Below are 18,525 nucleotides of genomic sequence, written 5' to 3' on the forward strand. Positions count from 1 at the left end.
GGTTTCAACCGGCAAAAGAGGAGAGCACAATGAAGCGTTACACGAAACTGGCGGCAGCGGTACTCGCGGCTGCGGGAGTTGGCGCTGGCGCCACGGCGCTCGCCGCCGAGCAGATGGGCATCACCAAGAATGAAATCGTCATTGGCACGATCCAGGATCTGTCCGGTCCGCTGGCCGGCTTCGGCAAGGCCTTGCGCTTCGGCATGCAGATGCGGGTCGACGAAGTCAACGAGCAAGGCGGCATCAATGGGCGCAAGATCAAGTTCGTCGCCGAGGATTCCGGCTACGATCCGAAGAAGGGCCTGCTCGCGGCACAGAAGATGGTGCAGCAGGACAAGCTCTTCGCCATGGTCGGCACCATCGGCACGGCGGTCAATCTGGCCACCTTCCCGACCCTGTTCGACAAGGGCGTGATGAACCTTTTCCCGCTGACGGCGGCGCGCGAAATGTATGAGCCGCTGCACAAGCTGAAGTTCTCCTTCGCCGCGCCCTACTACAACCAGATGCGCAAGGGAATTCCATGGATGGTCAAGGAGCGCGGCGCCAAGAAGTTCTGCGTCATCTACCAGGATGACGACTTCGGCACCGAGGTGCTGAAGGGCGCCGAGGACGGCCTCAAAGACATCAACATGAGCTTTGCCGAGAAGACCTCGTTCAAGCGCGGCGCGACCGATTTCTCGGCGCAGGTGTCGAAGATGAAAGCGGCGGGCTGCGATACGGTGGTGCTCGGCACCATCATCCGCGAGACCATCGGCACCATCGGCACGGCACGCAAGATGGGCTGGAACCCGAACTTCGTCGGCTCCTCGGCGGCCTATACCGACCTGATCCACAAGCTCGGCGGCAAGGCGATGGACGGGCTGTATGCCTTCCATCAGGTCGCCGTGCCCTATGCCGACGATTCCTCGAAGAACGTGCGCGACTGGTTCGCTTCCTACAAGGCCAAGTTCAAGGAAGACCCCGGCCTGTTCTCCGCCTACGGCTACGTGGCGATGGACATGTTCATGCAGACGGCGAAGAAGACCGGACCGAAACTGACCACCGACAACTTCATCAAGACCCTGGAGAGCACTACCTTCTCGCGCGACATGTTCGGCAGCCCCGAATACAAGTTCGGGCCCAAGCAGCACCTGGGCAACGACAAGTCCAAGGTGGGCCAGATCCAGAACAGCCGCTGGGTCGCAGTGACCGACTACCTGACTCAGTAGCAGACCACGCCCGCAAGGGCGCGGCCAATCAGCAACGGGCGTCCCGACCAGGGCGCCCGTTGTGTTTGCGGCACCGGATTGCGGCGGCGAACGCAATCCGGCGCCAGACTTGCAGGCTTCCGCGCAAATAGCCCGCAGGCCCCCAGAAAGCGTTACATTGCGCCTGCGCGGTGCAGACCGCGCGCCGGGAGACGACGTCGATCAAGACCGCCCCGGAAGAGGGAGAGGAATATGGCCTTGAACGATAGCGAAACCCTGCATCTATTTCAGACCATCATCGACAACCTGCCCAGCGGGGTGACCCTGATGGACAAGGATCTGCGCTTTGTCGCCTGGAATTCGCAGATCAAGCGCCTGCTCGACTTCCCCGACGAACTGTTCGCGCCCGAGCCGCCCGACCTGACCCGACTGCTGCGCTACAACGCGCAGCGCGGCGAGTACGGTCCGGGCGACCCCGAGGAGCTGGTCAGGTCCGGACTGGAGCGCGCGCGCAGAATGCTGCCGCACGTTTTCGAGCGTATCCGCCCGGACGGGACGGTGCTCGAAATCCGCGGCGTGCCGCTGCCGGACGGCGGCTTCGTGTCGACCTACACCGACATGACGCAGCGCAAACACGCCGAGGACGAACTGCGGCGCATCGCATCGTATTTCCAGGCCGTGCTCGACAACCTGCCCTTCGGCGTCGTGGTGATGGACAAGGATCTGCGCATCGTCTATTGGAGCGGCATGAGCGAAAAGCTGTTCGGCCTGCCGGCGGGTTTCGTCGAGAAACAGATGCCGCTCGTCAGCGTCTTGCGCACCTTCGCCGAGCGCGGCGACTACGGCCCCGGCAATGTCGAGGAGCAGGTTGCCCGGCGCATGGAGATCATCGGCAACTTCGAGGCCCACGCGCTGGAACTGCCCCGCGCCGGCGGCGGTGTGCTGCTGGTGCGCGGCGTGCCGGTGCTGGTCGACGCCGAACCGACGGGCTTTGTGCTGCTGGCCGAGGACATTTCCGAGCGCAAGACCTACCAGGAAACGCTCGAACGGCTGGCGACCACGGACCACCTGACCGGCTTGCTCAACCGCCGCGCCTTTCTCGAAGCCGCGGAAAAGGAAATCCGCCGCGCCCATCGTTTCGGCCAGTCGATTTCGGTGCTGATGATCGACGTCGACTTGTTCAAGTCCATCAACGACCGCTATGGTCACGCCGTCGGCGACGAGGTACTGCGCCGCGTCGGGTTCGAACTCCAGCATGCGCTGCGCGACGAGGACATCGCGGGGCGTATCGGCGGTGAGGAGTTCGCGGTGATCCTGGTCCAGGCCACGCTGCCGGTCGCAACTCGCGTCGCCGAACGCATACGCCTGGCGTTTGCCGGAGCTTCGGTCGAGGCCGGGACCGGCAATGTCGGCTTTACCGCCAGCCTCGGTATCGCAACATTCGCCGAAGGCGTCGATAATGTTCACCACCTGCTGTCCATCGCGGACCAGGGCCTGTATGTGGCAAAAAACAGCGGGCGCAACCGGGTGCACTGCGTGCAGGCGGGCGTCGAGTTGGCGGAAGTTGGCGCCGACGCGAGCCGCTAGCCGAAGCCCGGCGCGTTGCAGCGAGGTAGGCAAGACTCGACAAGACTCGACAATTGATCCGAACTGAGCATTCTTTCATGGAAATGAACTGCAGCCGTACAGCAATATTGCGGTCGGCTGGGCGCGGGACCTGATTCAAATCGCGGGCCGCAGTTCAAACCCGGGATGGAGACGCCAATGGCAGTTGTGTACACCAAATCGGCCAAGGGCCTGCGTGAGGCAAGCGGGAAAACGCGCGACCTGTCCAGGGACTTGCGCGAACTGCTGAAGGCATGCAACGGCTTATTCTCGATCGAGTCGAAATGTGCCGAAGCGGCTCCGGACGACAGGGAGTGGATCGCCAGCGCCCTGGCCGATCTGGTCGACAAGGGCTACCTGCGCGATGTCCCCGAGGCCTCGCTCGATACTGACGAATCCATAGGCGATGGCGGCAGCCTGGACAGCCTTGACTTCAGCAGCCCGGTGCAGATCAAGGCCCGCCAAGGCGAGGAAAAAACCGCCCGCGAAGCCGAGGCAAGAGCTCGGCGCAAGGCCGAAGAACAAGCCCATCGCGAAGCCAAGGAAAAGGCCCAGCGCGAAGCCCGGGAGAAAGCCCAGCACGAGGCCGAAGAAAGAGCCAGGCACGCCGCCAATGAAAAAGCGCGCCGCGAAGCCGAAGAAAAAATCCGGCACGAGGCCGAAGCCAAGGTCCGCCGCGAAGTCGAGGAGAAAATTCGCCGCGAAGCCGAGGAGAAAGCCCGCCGCGAGGCTGAAGAGAAAGTCCGGCGCGACGCCGAAGCTCAGGGCAAGCGCGAGGCCGAGGAGCTGGCACGCCGCGAGGCCGAGGCTCAGGCCAAACGCAAGGCCGAGGAGCTGGCACGCCGCGCGGCCGAGGATCGTGCCCGACGCGAAGCCGAGGAGCTCGCCCGACTCCAGGAGGAAGAGCGCGTCCGCGAGGCCAAGAAGAAGGCCGCCGAGGAAGTGGATGATGCGGCCGCGAAGCTGCGTGCCGAGGTGGCCAACCGGCGCGGACAGCGCGACGGAAGCACCAGCGAACTGCTCAAACAGCTGGACGAGGCGGCGCGGCAGAAGGCGCAGGAAAAGGCCGCCCGCGAGGCCGCGGAAAAAGCCAGGCGCGAAGCCGAGGAAATAGCCCGCCGCGAGGCCGAGGAAAAGGCCAGACGCGAAGCCGAAGAATTGGCCAGACGCGAGGCCGAAGAAAAAGCCCGGCGCGAAGCCGAGGAACGAGCCGCCCACGAGGCCGAGGAGAAGGCGCGGCGCGAAGCCGAAGCGCAGGCCCGCCGTGAGGCAGAAGAGAAAGCCCGGCGCGAAGCCGAGGAGCGTGCGCGGATCGAAGCCGAAGAACGGGCTCGCCGCGAGGAAGAAGAACGCATCCGCCGCGCGGCCGAGGAAAAGACCAGGCGCGAAGCCGAAGAGCTGGCCAGACGCGAGGCCGAGGAAAAAGCCCGGCGCGAAGCCGAGGAACGAGCCGCCCGCGAGGCCGAGGAGAAGGCGCGGCGCGAAGCCGAAGCGCAGGCCCGCCGTGAGGCAGAAGAGAAAGCCCGGCGCGAAGCCGAGGAGCGTGCGCGTATCGAAGCCGAAGAAAGGGCGCGCCGCGAGGAAGAAGAACGAATCCGCCGCGCGGCCGAGGAAAAGGCCAGGCGTGAAGCCGAGGAAATAGCCCGCCGCGAGGCCGAGGAGCGAGCACGGATCGAAGCCGAAGAGAGAGCTCGCCGCGAAGCCGAGGAAAAGGCCAGGCGCGAGGAAGAAGAACGGCTGCGCCGCATTGCCGAGAAAAAGGCGCGCGAGGAAGCGGAAGAGAGGGCGCGCCTGGAGCAGGAGGAACGCGACCGCGAGGCCATCCGGGAAAGAATCCGGCAACGCAGCGCGAAACGGCGCCGCGTCATCCTGCCGACGGTTTTCGGCCTGCTCCTGCCGCTGGCGCTGGGTCTGACGCTGCTGAATTTCTACTCCTTCGAAGGCAAACGGATCGAGTTCGAAAAGACCGCCGCCGAGCTGTTCGGCGTTCCCGTGAAGGCCGGCAGCGCCAAGTTCTGGATTTTGACGGGACCGCAATGGCGGCTCGACGACGTCACGATAGGCTCCGAAGCGGACGCCGTGAAAATCGCCCGGGTCGGGCTCGGGACCTCATTGTTCGGCCTATTCGGGGCGCCGGTTCAGTTTCACTCGATTCACCTGGATCGACCCCAGGTGCCGCCGTCGATTGCCTTTAAGCTGCTGGCCCAGGCATCCACCACGGAGTTGCTGCAGTTGGGCGAGCTCACCGCCACCGGCCTGGTGTTTGCGGCCGATGCCCAGGGCATGCCGCCGTTGAATCTCCGGGCATCCTATCGGGACGGGCGTTTGATGAAGATATCCGCGCAGGGCGAAGATGCCGAATCCGCCAAGCTCAGCCTGGACATGCAGCGGGAGGACCAGTGGCGGCTCACGCTCGGCGCGACGCATCTGCGCTGGCTCCTGGGCCCCGGCCTGCCGCTGAGCGAAGTCGCACTGAAGGCCGACCTGATGCCGGCCAGCCTGGTGGTCACGGAGTTCTCGGCCAGGCTGCTCGACGGCGAACTCGCCGGCAACGGCAACCTCACCTGGCAGGGCGGCTGGCGAGCCGCCGCCAAACTCGAGGGCCGGCTCATCGATGCCACCCGACTGGCGCCGGCATGGATTCTGGAAGGTCGCGTCAACGGCAGCGCGGCGATCGTCGCCGAGGCGGCGAGTCCACGGGAGCTTGTTGCGCGCGCCCGGACAAGCGGCAGCTTCAACATCGGCCGGGGATTGCTTGCCGGCATAGACCTGGACAAGGCGGTGCAGAACCGCGGCCTGGGCGAGCAGTTCCGCTTCGAGTCCCTCAAGGGGGATTTCTTTTCGGATTCGCAGCGCATCGAATTTTCGGGTCTGAACCTGGTGGCCCGAGACCTGAAGGCTCAGGCTGCGCTGGGCGTCGACGCCAATCGCGTAGTGAATGGCCGCGTCAATATCGAAGTCCAGACCACCGGCGAGCGGCGCACGGCAAGCCTGCGGGTGGGCGGGTCTCTCGCCGCACCGCAGTACCAGCGCTGAGTTCAAGCTTTAAGCAGCTCCTGGGCGATGATCAGTTGCCGCACCTGGGTGGTGCCGGCGCCGATCTCGATCAGCTTGCCGGCGCGGTAGAGGCAATTCACCTCGGTCTCCCACATGAAGCCGTTGCCGCCGTGAATCTGCACGGCATGGTCGAGCACGATCTTCAGCATGTAGCCGGCATGGAGCACGGCAGCGGCGGCGCGCTTGTGGATCTCGCCGCGTCCGGCCTCTCCGGCGCCGGCGATTTCCTTGAGCAGCTGGTAGGAGAAGGCGCGCACCGATTCAAGCGCCGCGTACATGTCGGCCAGCATGCCCTGAACCAGCTGGAAACCGGCGATCGGCTGGCCGAACTGGACCCGTGTCCGCGCGTAGTCGAGCGACAGATCGAGCGCACGCTGGGCGATGGCGATGACATGGCCGCTGAAGAACACGCGCTCGATGTCGAGCCCGCTCATCACCACCTTGACGCCCTTGTCCTCGCCACCGACCAGGTTGGCCGCCGGCACACGGCAATCGTCGAACAGCAACTCACCGGTCGGGCTGCCGCGCCAGCCCATTTTCTTCAGGCTCTGCGTCACCGCGAAACCCGGCGTGCCGCGTTCCACAACGAAGGCCGAGATGCCGTGCTGGCCGCGCTCCGGATTGGTCCTGGCATAGATCAGCAGCAGGTCGGCGACCGGGCCGTTGGTGATGAACATCTTGCGGCCGTTCAGCACATAGTGGTCGCCGTCGCGGCGTGCCGTGGTCCGCATCGAGCCCAGCGCATCGGAACCGGCACCCGGTTCGGTCAGGCCCAGGGCGCCGATGCCGGAAAGCATCTTCGGCAGGAAGCGCGCCTGCTGTTCGGCGCTGGCATTGCGCACCAGGTTGTTCACGCAGAGATTCTCGCTGGCGCCCCAGCTCGCGCCGAGCATGTTGTTCCAGTAGGACAGCGCCTCGCCGATGAAGAACTGCGACACCAGGTCGAGCCCCGGCCCGCCCAGCGCCTCGGGCACCGTGGTGCCGAGCAGGCCGACTTCGCCCATGCGGCGATACTCGTCTTCGGGAAACCAGTCCTCGTCGTCCATGCGCCGCAGCAGCGGATGATGCCGTTCGCGTGCATAGCGCCAGGCCATGTCGTAGATCTGCTGGTGCTGCTGGTCGAAGCCGTAATTCTGCAGGTCGATCATGATTTCTCCCTTTCGGTGCTGCCAGTCCAGTACGCAGACATGTTGAAACCGATGGATGCAGGAGCGAGCTTGCTCGCGACAACGGCTTATCGCGAACAAGCTCGCTCCTACAGAGAATGCGCCTTTTCCTTGTTGACTGACTACCAGCAAGCCGCCCCTTGATCGCGCGGGACTCCTGACAGACAATGCCATACCGTTTGGAGGCCTCCCATGCCCGCCCACTTTCTTGCCACGCTGCCGAACTTCCTCGCCTACCTCGGCGCCGCCATCGTGCTGCTGGTCGCCTTCGTCGCGATCTATCTCTACGTCACGCCCTACGACGAGATCCACCTGATCCGCAACAACAACACCGCCGCCGCCATCTCGCTGTCCGGCGCCATACTCGGCTTTGCCCTGCCCATTGCCAACGTCATTGCCCACAGCGACACGCTGGCGGATCTCGCGGTGTGGGGCATCATCGCCGGCATCGTGCAACTGCTGGCCTGGGGCGTGGCGCGCGTGGCGCTGCCGACGCTCAGGGAAGACATCGCCGCCGACCGCGTGGCGCCGGCGACTTTCGTCGCGGTGCTGTCGCTCACCGTCGGCCTGATCAATGCCGCCTGCATGACTTACTGACACTATAAAGGGAGATCCTCATGGCACTCATGGACTTCATCAAGAAACAGTTCATCGACATCATCCAATGGACCGAGGACGACGGCGAAACCATGGCCTGGCGCTTCCCCATGGCCGAGTTCGAGATCCAGCACGGCGCCAGCCTGACGGTGCGCGAATCGCAGATGGCGGTGTTCGTCAATGAAGGCGTGGTGGCCGACGTCTTCGGCCCCGGCATGTACAAGCTGACCACGCAGACGCTGCCGGTGCTGACTTACCTGAAGAACTGGGACAAGCTGTTCGAGTCGCCCTTCAAGTCCGACGTTTACTTTTTTTCCACACGCCAGAAGATCGACCGCAAGTGGGGCACGCCGAACCCGGTCACCATCCGCGACAAGGAATTCGGCATGGTGCGGCTGCGCGCCTTCGGCATCTACGCCTTCCACCTGACCGATCCCAAGGCCTTCCACACCACGATCTCGGGCACGCTCGACAGCTACAGTTCGGAGCAGCTCGAAGGCCAGCTGCGCAACACCATCGTCGGCCACATTGCCGACATCTTCGGTGAATCCGGCGTGGCCTTCATCGACATGGCCGGCAACCAGGTCGAGTTCGGCAATGCGCTGAAGGCCAAGATGGAGCCGATGTTCCAGAGCTTCGGCCTCCAGCTCGACAGCCTCAACGTGCAGAACATCTCGCTGCCCGAGGAACTGCAGGCCATGCTCGACAAGCGCATCGGCGTGAACATGATGGGCGGCATGCAGGCCTATACGCAGTTCCAGACCGCCGAGGCGATCCCGCTGGCGGCGGCCAACGAAGGCGGCCTGGCGGGCCTGGGCGCCGGCGTCGGCGTCGGCTTCGGCGTCGGCCAGCAGGTCGCGGCCTCGATGGCGCAGTCGCTGAACCCTGGCGCTGCAGCCCCGGCCGCCGTAGCGCCAGCGCCAACTCTTGCGGCAGCGGCACCGGTCTCGGCCGACGAGATCGTCGCCACCATAGAAAAGCTGCACGGCCTGGTCGGCAAGGGCATGCTCTCGCAAGCCGAGTTCGATGCGAAGAAGGCGGAACTGCTGAAGAAGCTTGGGTAAAAGCATTTGCCACAGAGCGCCTTGCGTGCCTTGGATACCGCTTCGCGGGAAGGCAACAGAGATCCCCATGAGGCAGCCTTTGCCTTTCTCTGTGCCCTCTGTGTCCTCTGTGGCTAAAACGGTTTTCCGATAATGCCCTTCAGCGCCAACTGCCCGTCCTGCGGCGCGCCGGTCGTCTTCAAGTCCTCGGCCTCGTTCCACGGCGTCTGCGAATTCTGCCGCAGCACCCTGGTGCGCCATGGCGGCGACCTGGAAAACCTCGGCCGCATGGCCGACCTGCTCGAAGATGCCTCGCCGCTGCGGCTCGGCAGCGAAGGCCGGCATCGCGGCGTGCATTTCGCCGTGGTCGGGCGCATCCAGTTGCGTTATGAGGCGGGCATCTGGAACGAGTGGTACCTGCTGTTCGACGACCAGCGCGGCGGCTGGCTCTCGGATGCCGGCGGCGAATACCTGATCAGCTTTCTCACGCCACCCGGCGCACCGCTGCCCGAGTTCGCCGCGCTGATGCCGAACGACGAACTGAAGCTGGCCGGGCGCGACTTCATCGTCACCAATCGCGAAGAGGCGTTGTGCATCTCGGGCGAGGGCGAGCTGCCCTTTGCCTTCGGCGCCGGCTACCCGGCACAACTGGTCGACCTGCGCGCCAGCGACGGCGCCGAGGCGGGCTTCGCCAGCATCGACTACTCGGAAACGCCGCCGCTGGTCTTCATCGGCGAATCGCTGCCCTTCGCGGCATTCAAATTCGCCAATCTGCGCGATGAGCACGGCGGGAGCAAACCCGCCGGCGTGGTCAAGGCGCTGCAGTGCCCCGTCTGCGGCGGCGCCATCGGCCTCCACGACAAGGCGGTGCAAAGCGTGGCCTGCCCGTCCTGCCTCACGGTACTCGACGCCGCCAACCAAAGCCTGAGCATCTTGCAGAAAGCCGTGGCCGCGACGCGCATCGAGCCCGTGATTCCGCTCGGCAGCGTCGGGCATTTCCTCGGCAAGGACTGGACCGTGATCGGTTTCCAGCAGCGCGTGATCCGGGCCGAAGGCGTCGACTACCCCTGGCAGGAATTCCTCCTGCACCACGCGCAGGAGGGCTTCCGCTGGCTGGTCGAAGCGAGCGGCCACTGGAGCTGGGTCACCCCGGTCGCCAAACCGCCGCGCTACCAAGTCGGCTTTCCCTCGGTGATCCACAACGTGGTCGAATTTCGGCGCTACTCGGCGGGCACGGCGGTAACCCGCTATGTCATCGGCGAATTCACCTGGAAGGTCAAGGTCGGCGAAACCTGGGAAATCATCGACTTCGTCGCGCCGCCGCAGATGCTGAGCCGCGAAGCCAGCCACAACGAGCTGAGCTGGTCGCTCGGCGACTACCTGCCGCAGGACGAAGTCATGGCCGCGTTCAAGCTGAAAACCCCGCTGCCCGAACCGGTCGGCATCGCCATGAACCAGCCCAATCCGCGCGCCGAGGGTCATCGCCGCGTCTTCAGCATGTTCTGGAAGTTCCTCGGACTGGCGGTCGTCGCCCAGGCCCTGTGGTTCTTCGTCCTCGGCGGCCGCACGCTGGTGGACCAGCGCCTGGTGTTCTCGCCCGGCAAGGACGAGCCGGTGACCACGCAGACTTTCCGGCTCGACAAGCCGGCCCGCAACCTGGTGCTGCGCCACGACACCGATCTCGACAACAACTGGCTCGGCCTCGGCCTGACCCTGATCGAAAAGACCAGCGGCCGCGCCTGGACCGCGCAAAGCGAAATCGCCTACTGGCACGGCTCGGACGGCGGCGAGAGCTGGAGCGAGGGTGACCGCGCGCGCGAACTGGTGTTCCGCGACCTGCCGGCCGGCACTTACTACTTTGTCATCGACCCGGAAATCTCGGCCGAGAAACCCGTCAGCGTCGCCGACCGCATCAAGGTGGTGCGCGACCAGGCGGCCTGGAGCAATTTCTTCCTGCTGCTGGTCTTCCTCGCCGGCCTGCCGATGTTCAGCCGCTACCGGGTCAGCGCCTTCGAAACCGAGCGCTGGAAGGATGCCGACTTTCTTTCCAGCGGCGGCGATTTCGGTGCCGATGACAGTGATGGTGACAGCGGCGGCGATTCCGGAGGAGACGACTGATGTCGCGCATCGCGATGGTGCTCGGCCTGGCCGCCTTCACGCTGTTCAACTACGGCCAGTACCGGGGCTGGAGCCTGTTTTCCGACGACGCCCAGGCCCAGCCCGCGCGCTCGGCCAACGCCGCCCGCACCTTCCACAAGTAACGATGCCCTGATGCAGCGTCCCCTGCTGGTCTCTGTCTTCGTCGTCGCCTCCTGCGGGCTGGCCTACGAGCTGATCGCCGGCGCCCTGGCGAGCTATCTGCTGGGCGATTCGGTGATGCAGTTTTCGACCGTGATCGGCGTCTATCTGTTCGCCATGGGCATCGGCTCCTGGCTGTCGAAACATGTCGGCGGCAACCTCTTGATTCGCTTCATCCAGATCGAGTTGCTGGTCGGCCTGCTCGGCGGCCTCTCGGCGGGCCTGCTGTTTCTGTTGTTCACGCTGCACGCCGGACCTTTCCGCTTCGCGCTCTACGGGCTGGTGCTGCTGATCGGGATACTCGTCGGCCTCGAAATTCCGCTGATCATGCGCATCCTCAAGCGCGAGGTGGCGTTCAAGGATCTCGTGGCGCAGGTGCTGACCTTCGACTACATCGGCGCGCTGGCGGTGTCGGTGCTGTTTCCGCTGCTGCTGGCGCCGCACCTGGGGCTGGTCAGGAGCGCGCTGCTGTTCGGCCTACTCAATGCCGCCGTCGCGGCCTGGGCGCTGTGGCTGTTCCGCGCCCAGATCGGGCCGCTGGCCGTGCTGCGCGCGCAGTGCGTCGCGGTGATTGGGCTGCTCGCGGTGGGCTTCGGTTTCGCCGGCCAATTCGTCAGCCTGGCCGAGGCCAACCTCTACAACGAGGACATCGTGCATGCCGAGTCCAGCGCCTACCAGCGTATCGTCGTCACGCGCTGGCGCGACGAGACGCGGCTTTATCTCAACCACAATCTGCAATTCTCCTCGCGCGACGAATACCGCTACCACGAGGCGCTGGTCCATCCCGGCCTGGCCACGCTGCCCGGCGCGCGGCGGGTGCTGGTGCTGGGCGGCGGCGACGGCATGGCGGTGCGCGAAATCCTCAAGTACCCGCAGGTCGAGAGCATCACGCTGGTCGACCTCGATCCGCGCATGACTGAGCTGTTCGCGCAATCGCCGATGCTGCGCGAACTCAACGGCGGCGCGCTGGCCTCAAGCAAACTCAAGATCGTCAATGCCGACGCCCTGCAATGGCTCGAAGCCTCGCCGGAGATGTTCGATTTCGTCGTCGCCGATTTCCCCGACCCGTCCAACCACAGCCTCGGCAAGCTCTACTCGACGGCCTTCTACCGTCTGCTCAAACAGCATGTCGCCGAAACCGGCCGCATCGTGGTGCAGGCCACCTCGCCGCTCTACGCACGCGAGAGTTTCTGGACCGTGGTCGCCACGCTGGAAGCCGCCGGCTGGCAGACCGCGCCCTATCACGCGCTGGTGCCGAGCTTCGGCGAATGGGGCTACATCCTCGCCGGCCGCCGCGACTACCGGCCGCCCGCGGCGATCCCGGTGGCGACGCGCTTCGTCACGCCCGACGCGCTGCCGGCGCTGTTCCACTTCCCCGCCGACATGGCACGCATCGCGGCCGAGCCCAACCGGCTCGACAACCAGAACCTGGTGCGCATCTTCGAGCGCGAGTGGGGCAGGGTGCAGGCGCAATAATGCGGCGGCGTGAAAAGTTGGCGCTGACGACACGGCGACACTTCCCGCCTTTGTCGGATGACGCCATTCCAGTAGAGTAGCGAGCTTGCCGTTCCCGCCGGAAACACCCCCCCATGTTTGAACAAGCTTTCAAGAACATCGACGACGTCCTCTGGAAAGAGGCCGGCTGCACCACCGAACTCGACTACACCGAGCAGACTTCCTGGCTGCTGTTCCTCAAGTACCTCGACGGCCTGGAGCAGGACAAGGCGGCCGAAGCCGAACTCGAAGGCAGGAAATACAACTACATCCTCGACGCGCCCTACCGCTGGGAAAGCTGGGCCGCGCCCAAGGGTGGCGACGGCAAGCTCGACCACAACCGGGCACTGACCGGCGACGACCTGCGCGAGTTCGTCGACCGCAAACTCTTCCCCTACCTGCACGGCTTCAAGCAGCGCGCCAGCGGGCCGAACACCATCGAATACAAGATCGGCGAAATCTTCGGCGAGATCAAGAACAGGATTCACAGCGGCTACAACCTGCGCGAGATCATCGACCACATCGACGAACTGCGCTTCCGCTCGCAGGCCGAGAAGCACGAACTCTCGCACCTCTACGAAGCCAAGATCCGCAACATGGGCAACGCCGGGCGCAATGGCGGCGAGTACTACACGCCGCGCCCGCTGATCCGCGCCATGGTGCGCGTGGTCAAGCCGAAGATCGGCGAGCGCATTTACGACGGCGCCTGCGGCTCGGCCGGCTTCCTCTGCGAAACCTTCGATTTCCTGAAGTCGCCGCCGCACGGCCGCCGTCTCACCACCGCCGACTTTTCGACCCTGCAAACCAACACCTTCTTCGGCATCGAAAAGAAGTCGCTGGCCTACGTCATCGCGATCATGAACATGATCCTGCACGGCATCGAGGCGCCGAACATCGTGCATGCCAACACGCTGGCGCTGAATCTCGCCGACGTCCAGGACAAGGACCGCTTCGACGTGATCCTCGCCAATCCGCCCTTCGGCGGCAAGGAACGCAAGGAAGTGCAGCAGAACTTCCCGATCCGCACCGGCGAGACGGCCTTCCTGTTCCTCCAGCACTTCATCAAGCTGCTCAAGGCCGGTGGCCGCGCCGGTGTGGTGATCAAGAACACCTTTCTGTCCAACACCGACAACGCCTCGGTGAGTCTGAGAAAGCTCTTGCTGGAATCCTGCAACCTGCACACCATCCTCGACTGCCCCGGCGGCACCTTTCAGGGCGCCGGCGTCAAGACCGTCGTGCTGTTCTTCGAGAAGGGCGCGCCGACGCGGCAGGTCTGGTACTACCAGCTCGATCCCGGCCGCAACATGGGCAAGACCAACCCACTCAACGACGCCGACCTTGCCGAGTTTGTCGAACTGCAAAAAACCTGTGCCGACTCGCCGAAAAGCTGGACGGTAAAAGTCGGCGATGGCGGGACGGCGAACTTCGATCTTTCGGTGAAAAATCCCAACGGCAATGAGGCCGTCGCCCACCGCAGCCCGCAGGACATCATGGACGAAATCGCCGCGCTGGATGCCGAGAGCGCGGAGGTGCTGGCGAAGATCAAGGCGCTACTGTGACAGGGCGCAAAACTGCGCTTGGTGAGTTGTTCCGTATAGGCTCAAGCAAGCGAGTACTTCAGTCGCAATGGACTACTGAAGGAGTTCCGTTTTATCGGGGGAGGGAAATTACGCGCTTGGCGGCAGACGGCTTTGTTGACAACGCGCTATTTATTACCGAGGACTTGTACGCGGAATTCGCAGCAAGATACGGGGTGCCAAGTGCCGGTGACATCATGATCACCGCGATAGGCACGATTGGGAACTCACATATCGTACAAACGGATGACCGGTTCTACTTCAAGGATGCGAGCGTTCTTTGGCTTAAGAAATCTGCCGATGTAAATAGTGAGTTCGTCAATTGGTGGCTTAAGTCGCCTTTGTTTTTTGATCAACTGGATCGAGGGAATGGGGCCACTGTCGATACGCTTACGATCCAGAAACTTCAGAGCGTGCTCGTTGATCTGCCGTCGCCGGAAGAGCAACACCGCATCGTCGCCATCCTCGACGCAACCTTCGACGGCATCGCCACCGCCAAGGCCAACGCCGAACAGAACCTCCAGAACGCCCGCGCCTTGTTTGAAAGCCACCTGCAATCCGTTTTCACCCGGCGCGGCGAGGGGTGGGTTGAGAAGCGGCTGAGCGACGTGTGCGCCATCACCTCAACTCTCGTCGATCCGCGCAAAGACGAGTTCCTTGATCTGACTCACGTCGGCGCAGGAAACATCGAATCGCAAACGGGTGTCTTTGTTGAGCTCAAGACGGCGAGGGAGGAAGGTTTGATCTCGGGTAAGTTCCTCTTCGACGAATCGATGGTCCTCTACAGCAAGATTCGCCCTTACCTCATGAAGGTGGCCCGCCCCGACTTCAACGGCTTGTGCAGCGCAGACATGTATCCACTCGCGCCACTGCCGAACGAGATTACGCGGGACTACTTGTTTCACTTGTTACTGAGCAAGCCCTTCACCGATTATGCGATCCAAGGCTCGGCGCGCGCCGGAATGCCGAAGGTCAATCGAGAGCATCTGTTCGGGTTCCAAGTATGGCTGCCCGGCGTAGGGAAGCAAAAGGAACTATCCGAGAAGCTCGACGCCCTTCACGACGAAACCCAACGCCTCGAATCCCTCTACCAGCAAAAACTGACCGCCCTCGACGACCTGAAGGAGTCCCTCCTGCACCAAGCCTTCAGCGGCCAGCTATAAGGAACCTCGCCATGTCCGTTCAGCCTGCCTTTTTCGAGTCCCACGCCATCCGCCGCGTCTATGACGAGAACACCGAGACCTGGTTATTTTCGGTCATCGACATTATTCAGGTGCTTACCCAGCAACCGGACTATCAGGGCGCGAGAAAGTACTGGAAGGTCTTGAAAGGCCGCCTGGCCAAGGAAGGTAGTCAACTGGTATCAAGTTGTTACCAGTTGAAATTGGCCGCCGCCGACGGCAAGCAACGCTTGAGCGACATGGCTACCGCCGAAACCCTGCTGCGTCTGGTGCAATCCGTGCCCAGCCCGAAAGCCGAGCCGATCAAGCTCTGGCTGGCCAAGGTGGGTTACGAGCGCATGCAGGAAATGGGCGACCCCGGCCGCGCGCTCGACCGCGCCCGCGAGACCTGGCAGAAACACGGGCGCAGCGAGAAGTGGATACAGCAACGCATGACCGGGCAGGAGACGCGCAACAAACTCACGGACTACTGGGCCAGCCACGAGATCAAGCAGGGCGAGGAATTCGCCATCCTCACCAACATCATCCATCAGGAATGGTCGGGCGTCAGCGTCAAGGCGCACAAGAAGCTGAAGGGCTTGCAGGACCACAACCTGCGCGACCACATGAGCGAGGCGGAACTGATTTTCACCGCGCTGGCCGAATTGTCGACACGTCAGATCGCCGAGACGGATGAGGCTACCGGCATGGCTGAAAACACCGAAGCCGCGACCAAGGGCGGCGCGATTGCCAAACAGGCGCGCAAGGCGCTGGAGGCGAAGACCGGCAAGCCGGTGGTGAGCAGGGAAAATTTCCTGCCGCCGGGCAAGCCAACAGCGCGCAAGGTGCCGAAGAAATCCTGAATGCCGCCGTCCTGCCATCCGCTACGGCGAGGAGAGCGTTTCTTGCTCGACCGCCTTGTAGCGCAGTTGTTTCATCAGCGCCGACTTTTCAAGTCGACTTGACCCATAACTTGACTGATACTTGACTTATCCCCATGTGCTGACGAACTCATGAACGAAGCCGAAACCCGCGCCGAACACATCGACCCGGCCCTCGCCGCCGCCGGCTGGGGCAAGGTCGAGGGCAGCCGGGTGCGGCGCGAATACCCGATCACGCTCGGCCGGCTGGAGGGCGCAGGCCGGCGCGGCAAAGCCTTGAGCGCGGACTACGTGCTGGAATACCGCAACACCAAACTGGCGGTGGTGGAGGCCAAGGCCTGGGACAAGGCGCTGACCGAGGGCGTCGGCCAGGCCAAGGACTACGCCGCCAAGCTGGCCGTGCGCTTCACCTACGCCAGCAACGGCCAGGGCATTTACGGCATCGACATGCAGACCGGGGCCGAGGGCGAACTGAAGGCCTATCCGACACCGGAGGAACTGTGGGCGCTGAGCTTCGCCACGCCGAACGCCTGGCGCGACCGCTTCGCCGCCGTGCCTTTCGAGGATCGGGGCGGCTTCTTCCAAGGTCGTTACTACCAGGACATCGCGGTGGAGCGCGTGCTGGCGGCGCTGGCCGCCGGGCGCAAGCGCATCCTGCTGACGCTGGCGACCGGCACGGGCAAGACCTTCATCGCCTTTCAGATCGCGTGGAAGCTGTTTCACTCGCGGTGGAACCTCAATGACTGGAAATGCGCGGAGGAACCGACGCGCCGGCCGCGCGTGCTGTTCCTTGCCGACCGCAACATCCTGGCCGACCAGGCTTTCAACGCTTTCTCGGCCTTCCCCGACGACGCGCTGGTGCGCATCGCCCCGGACGATATCCGCAAGAAAGGCAAGGTGCCGAAGAACGGCAGCATCTTCTTCACCATCTTCCAGACCTTCATGAGCGGCGCCGACGGTGCCCCGTATTTTGGCGACTACCCGCCCGACTTCTTCGATTTCATCGTCATCGACGAATGCCACCGGGGTGGAGCCAACGACGAGGGCAACTGGCGCGGCATCCTCGATTACTTCGCGCCGGCCGTGCAGCTTGGCCTGACGGCGACGCCAAAGCGCAAGGACAACGTCGACACCTATGCCTACTTCGGCGAGCCGGTGTTTGTCTATTCGCTCAAGGATGGCATCAACGATGGCTACCTGACACCCTTCCGCGTCAGGCAGATCGCCACGACGCTGGACGATTACGTGTTCACGCCGGACGACACCGTGGTCGAGGGCGAGATCGAGGCCGGCAAGCGCTACGAGGAAGCCGACTTCAACCGCATCATCGAAATTCGGGAACGCGAGAAAAAGCGCGTCGAGATTTTCATGGGGCAGATCGACCAGCGCGAAAAGACGCTGGTGTTCTGCGCCAACCAGACCCATGCGCTGGTGATCCGCGACCTCGTGAATCAACTCAAAACCAGTACCGACCCCAACTATTGCCAGCGCGTGACGGCCGACGACGGCGCCCTGGGCGAGCAATGGCTGCGCGATTTCCAGGACAACGAGAAATCCATCCCGACCATCCTGACCACTTCGCAGAAGCTGTCGACCGGCGTCGATGCGCGTAACGTGCGCAACATCGTGCTGCTGCGGCCGGTGAATTCGATGATCGAGTTCAAGCAGATCATCGGCCGCGGTACGCGGCTGTTCGACGGCAAGGACTATTTCACGATTTACGATTTCGTCCGCGCCCACCACCACTTCAACGATGTCGAATGGGATGGCGAACCCATAGAGCCCGACATTCCCTATCCGCCGCCCGCGCCACGCCTGCCACCGGAAGCGCGCGAACCGGACCCCGATGATCGCCAGCCTCCCCGGCGCCGGGTCAAGGTAAAGCTGGCCGACGGCAAGGCGCGCCACATCCAGCACATGATGGCGACCAGCTTCTGGCATCCCGATGGCACGCCGATGTCTGCGGCGCAGTTCATGGAAGCATTGTTCGGCAAGCTGCCCGAGTTCTTCGGGGACGAGGATGAATTGCGGGCACTCTGGAGCGCGCCCGACACGCGTCGCAAACTTCTCGCTGGATTGGCCGAGAAAGGTTTCGGCGCCGACCAGCTCGCCGAGATGCAGAAACTGATCGACGCCGAAAAGAGCGACCTGTTCGATGTGCTCGCCCACGTTGGCTATGCGCTGGAGCCGCTGACCCGCGAGGAACGCGCCGCCAAGGCGAAGACGCTGATCGGCGGACATTTCAGTGACAGGCAACGCAGCTTCCTCGACTTCGTGCTGTCCCACTATGTCAGCGTCGGCGTGGAGGAACTTGACCAGTCCAAGCTGACACCGCTGCTGAAGCTGAAGTACCACGATTCGATCGCGGATGCCGTCGCCGATCTCGGCAGGCCGGATGAGATTGGCAAGGTGTTCAGCGGCTTTCAGCGCTACCTCTACGTAGATCAGAGCTGACGCAAG

The 18,525-nt window shown here is 63.7% G+C and carries 13 protein-coding genes; 12 read left to right on the top strand and 1 reads right to left on the bottom strand.

Features of this window, described 5'->3' with window-relative positions; genetic code table 11:
- Positions 1 to 29: 29 nt before the first annotated feature.
- The 3 genes from RMO95_RS14430 (at position 30) to RMO95_RS14440 (ending at position 5,828) form a co-directional block, all read left to right on the top strand.
- A complete protein-coding gene (locus tag RMO95_RS14430) occupies positions 30 to 1,208 on the top strand; it encodes an ABC transporter substrate-binding protein (RefSeq protein ID WP_310451341.1) in 1,179 nt (392 codons plus the stop codon).
- A 237-nt stretch (positions 1,209 to 1,445) separates the two neighbouring features.
- Positions 1,446 to 2,774 (top strand): PAS-domain containing protein, encoded by a 1,329-nt coding sequence (locus RMO95_RS14435; RefSeq protein WP_310451342.1) that lies wholly within the window; start codon positions 1,446 to 1,448, stop codon positions 2,772 to 2,774.
- Positions 2,775 to 2,951: 177 nt separating this feature from the next.
- The gene (locus tag RMO95_RS14440; protein WP_310451343.1) at positions 2,952 to 5,828 is read left to right on the top strand and encodes a hypothetical protein; all 2,877 of its coding nucleotides are present in this window, start codon (positions 2,952 to 2,954) and stop codon (positions 5,826 to 5,828) included.
- Positions 5,829 to 5,830: 2 nt separating this feature from the next.
- Here the strand turns inward: RMO95_RS14440 and RMO95_RS14445 are convergent, their stop codons facing one another.
- Positions 5,831 to 6,997, bottom strand: a complete 1,167-nt coding sequence (locus RMO95_RS14445) for an acyl-CoA dehydrogenase family protein (protein ID WP_310451344.1) — start codon at positions 6,995 to 6,997, stop codon at positions 5,831 to 5,833.
- Positions 6,998 to 7,207: 210 nt separating this feature from the next.
- Here RMO95_RS14445 and RMO95_RS14450 point away from each other — a divergent pair, with 210 nt between their 5' ends.
- From RMO95_RS14450 to hsdR, 9 genes are all read left to right on the top strand, one after another.
- On the top strand, positions 7,208 to 7,612 hold the full coding sequence (locus tag RMO95_RS14450; protein WP_310451345.1) for a DUF350 domain-containing protein: 405 nt from the start codon (positions 7,208 to 7,210) through the stop codon (positions 7,610 to 7,612).
- Positions 7,613 to 7,632: 20 nt separating this feature from the next.
- Entirely contained in the window at positions 7,633 to 8,676 is a 1,044-nt protein-coding gene (locus RMO95_RS14455; RefSeq protein WP_310451346.1) for an SPFH domain-containing protein, read from the top strand.
- 132 nt (positions 8,677 to 8,808) lie between these two features.
- Positions 8,809 to 10,773: a DUF4178 domain-containing protein gene (locus RMO95_RS14460; RefSeq protein ID WP_310451347.1), complete on the top strand. Its 1,965-nt coding sequence runs from the start codon at positions 8,809 to 8,811 to the stop codon at positions 10,771 to 10,773.
- The gene (locus RMO95_RS14465) at positions 10,773 to 10,916 is read left to right on the top strand and encodes a hypothetical protein (RefSeq protein ID WP_310451348.1); all 144 of its coding nucleotides are present in this window, start codon (positions 10,773 to 10,775) and stop codon (positions 10,914 to 10,916) included. Before RMO95_RS14460 ends, RMO95_RS14465 begins: the two co-directional genes overlap by 1 nt.
- 10 nt (positions 10,917 to 10,926) lie before the next feature.
- On the top strand, positions 10,927 to 12,429 hold the full coding sequence (locus RMO95_RS14470; protein ID WP_310451349.1) for a polyamine aminopropyltransferase: 1,503 nt from the start codon (positions 10,927 to 10,929) through the stop codon (positions 12,427 to 12,429).
- A 113-nt stretch (positions 12,430 to 12,542) separates the two neighbouring features.
- Positions 12,543 to 14,006, top strand: coding sequence for an N-6 DNA methylase (locus RMO95_RS14475; protein WP_310451350.1), 1,464 nt, complete (start codon positions 12,543 to 12,545; stop codon positions 14,004 to 14,006).
- Positions 14,003 to 15,187 carry a restriction endonuclease subunit S gene (locus RMO95_RS14480; protein WP_310451351.1) on the top strand — a complete coding sequence of 395 codons (1,185 nt, stop codon included), beginning with the start codon at positions 14,003 to 14,005 and terminating at the stop codon, positions 15,185 to 15,187. The genes RMO95_RS14475 and RMO95_RS14480 overlap by 4 nt, the downstream gene beginning before the upstream one ends.
- 11 nt (positions 15,188 to 15,198) lie before the next feature.
- Complete coding sequence (locus tag RMO95_RS14485) at positions 15,199 to 16,047, top strand: hypothetical protein (protein ID WP_310451352.1); 849 nt, start codon at positions 15,199 to 15,201, stop codon at positions 16,045 to 16,047.
- A 150-nt stretch (positions 16,048 to 16,197) separates the two neighbouring features.
- Positions 16,198 to 18,519, top strand: a complete 2,322-nt coding sequence (gene hsdR, locus RMO95_RS14490) for an EcoAI/FtnUII family type I restriction enzme subunit R (protein WP_310451353.1) — start codon at positions 16,198 to 16,200, stop codon at positions 18,517 to 18,519.
- Positions 18,520 to 18,525 lie beyond the last annotated feature (6 nt).

It is taken from the genome of Sulfuritalea sp., assembly GCF_031426875.1.
Lineage (GTDB): Bacteria > Pseudomonadota > Gammaproteobacteria > Burkholderiales > Rhodocyclaceae > Sulfuritalea.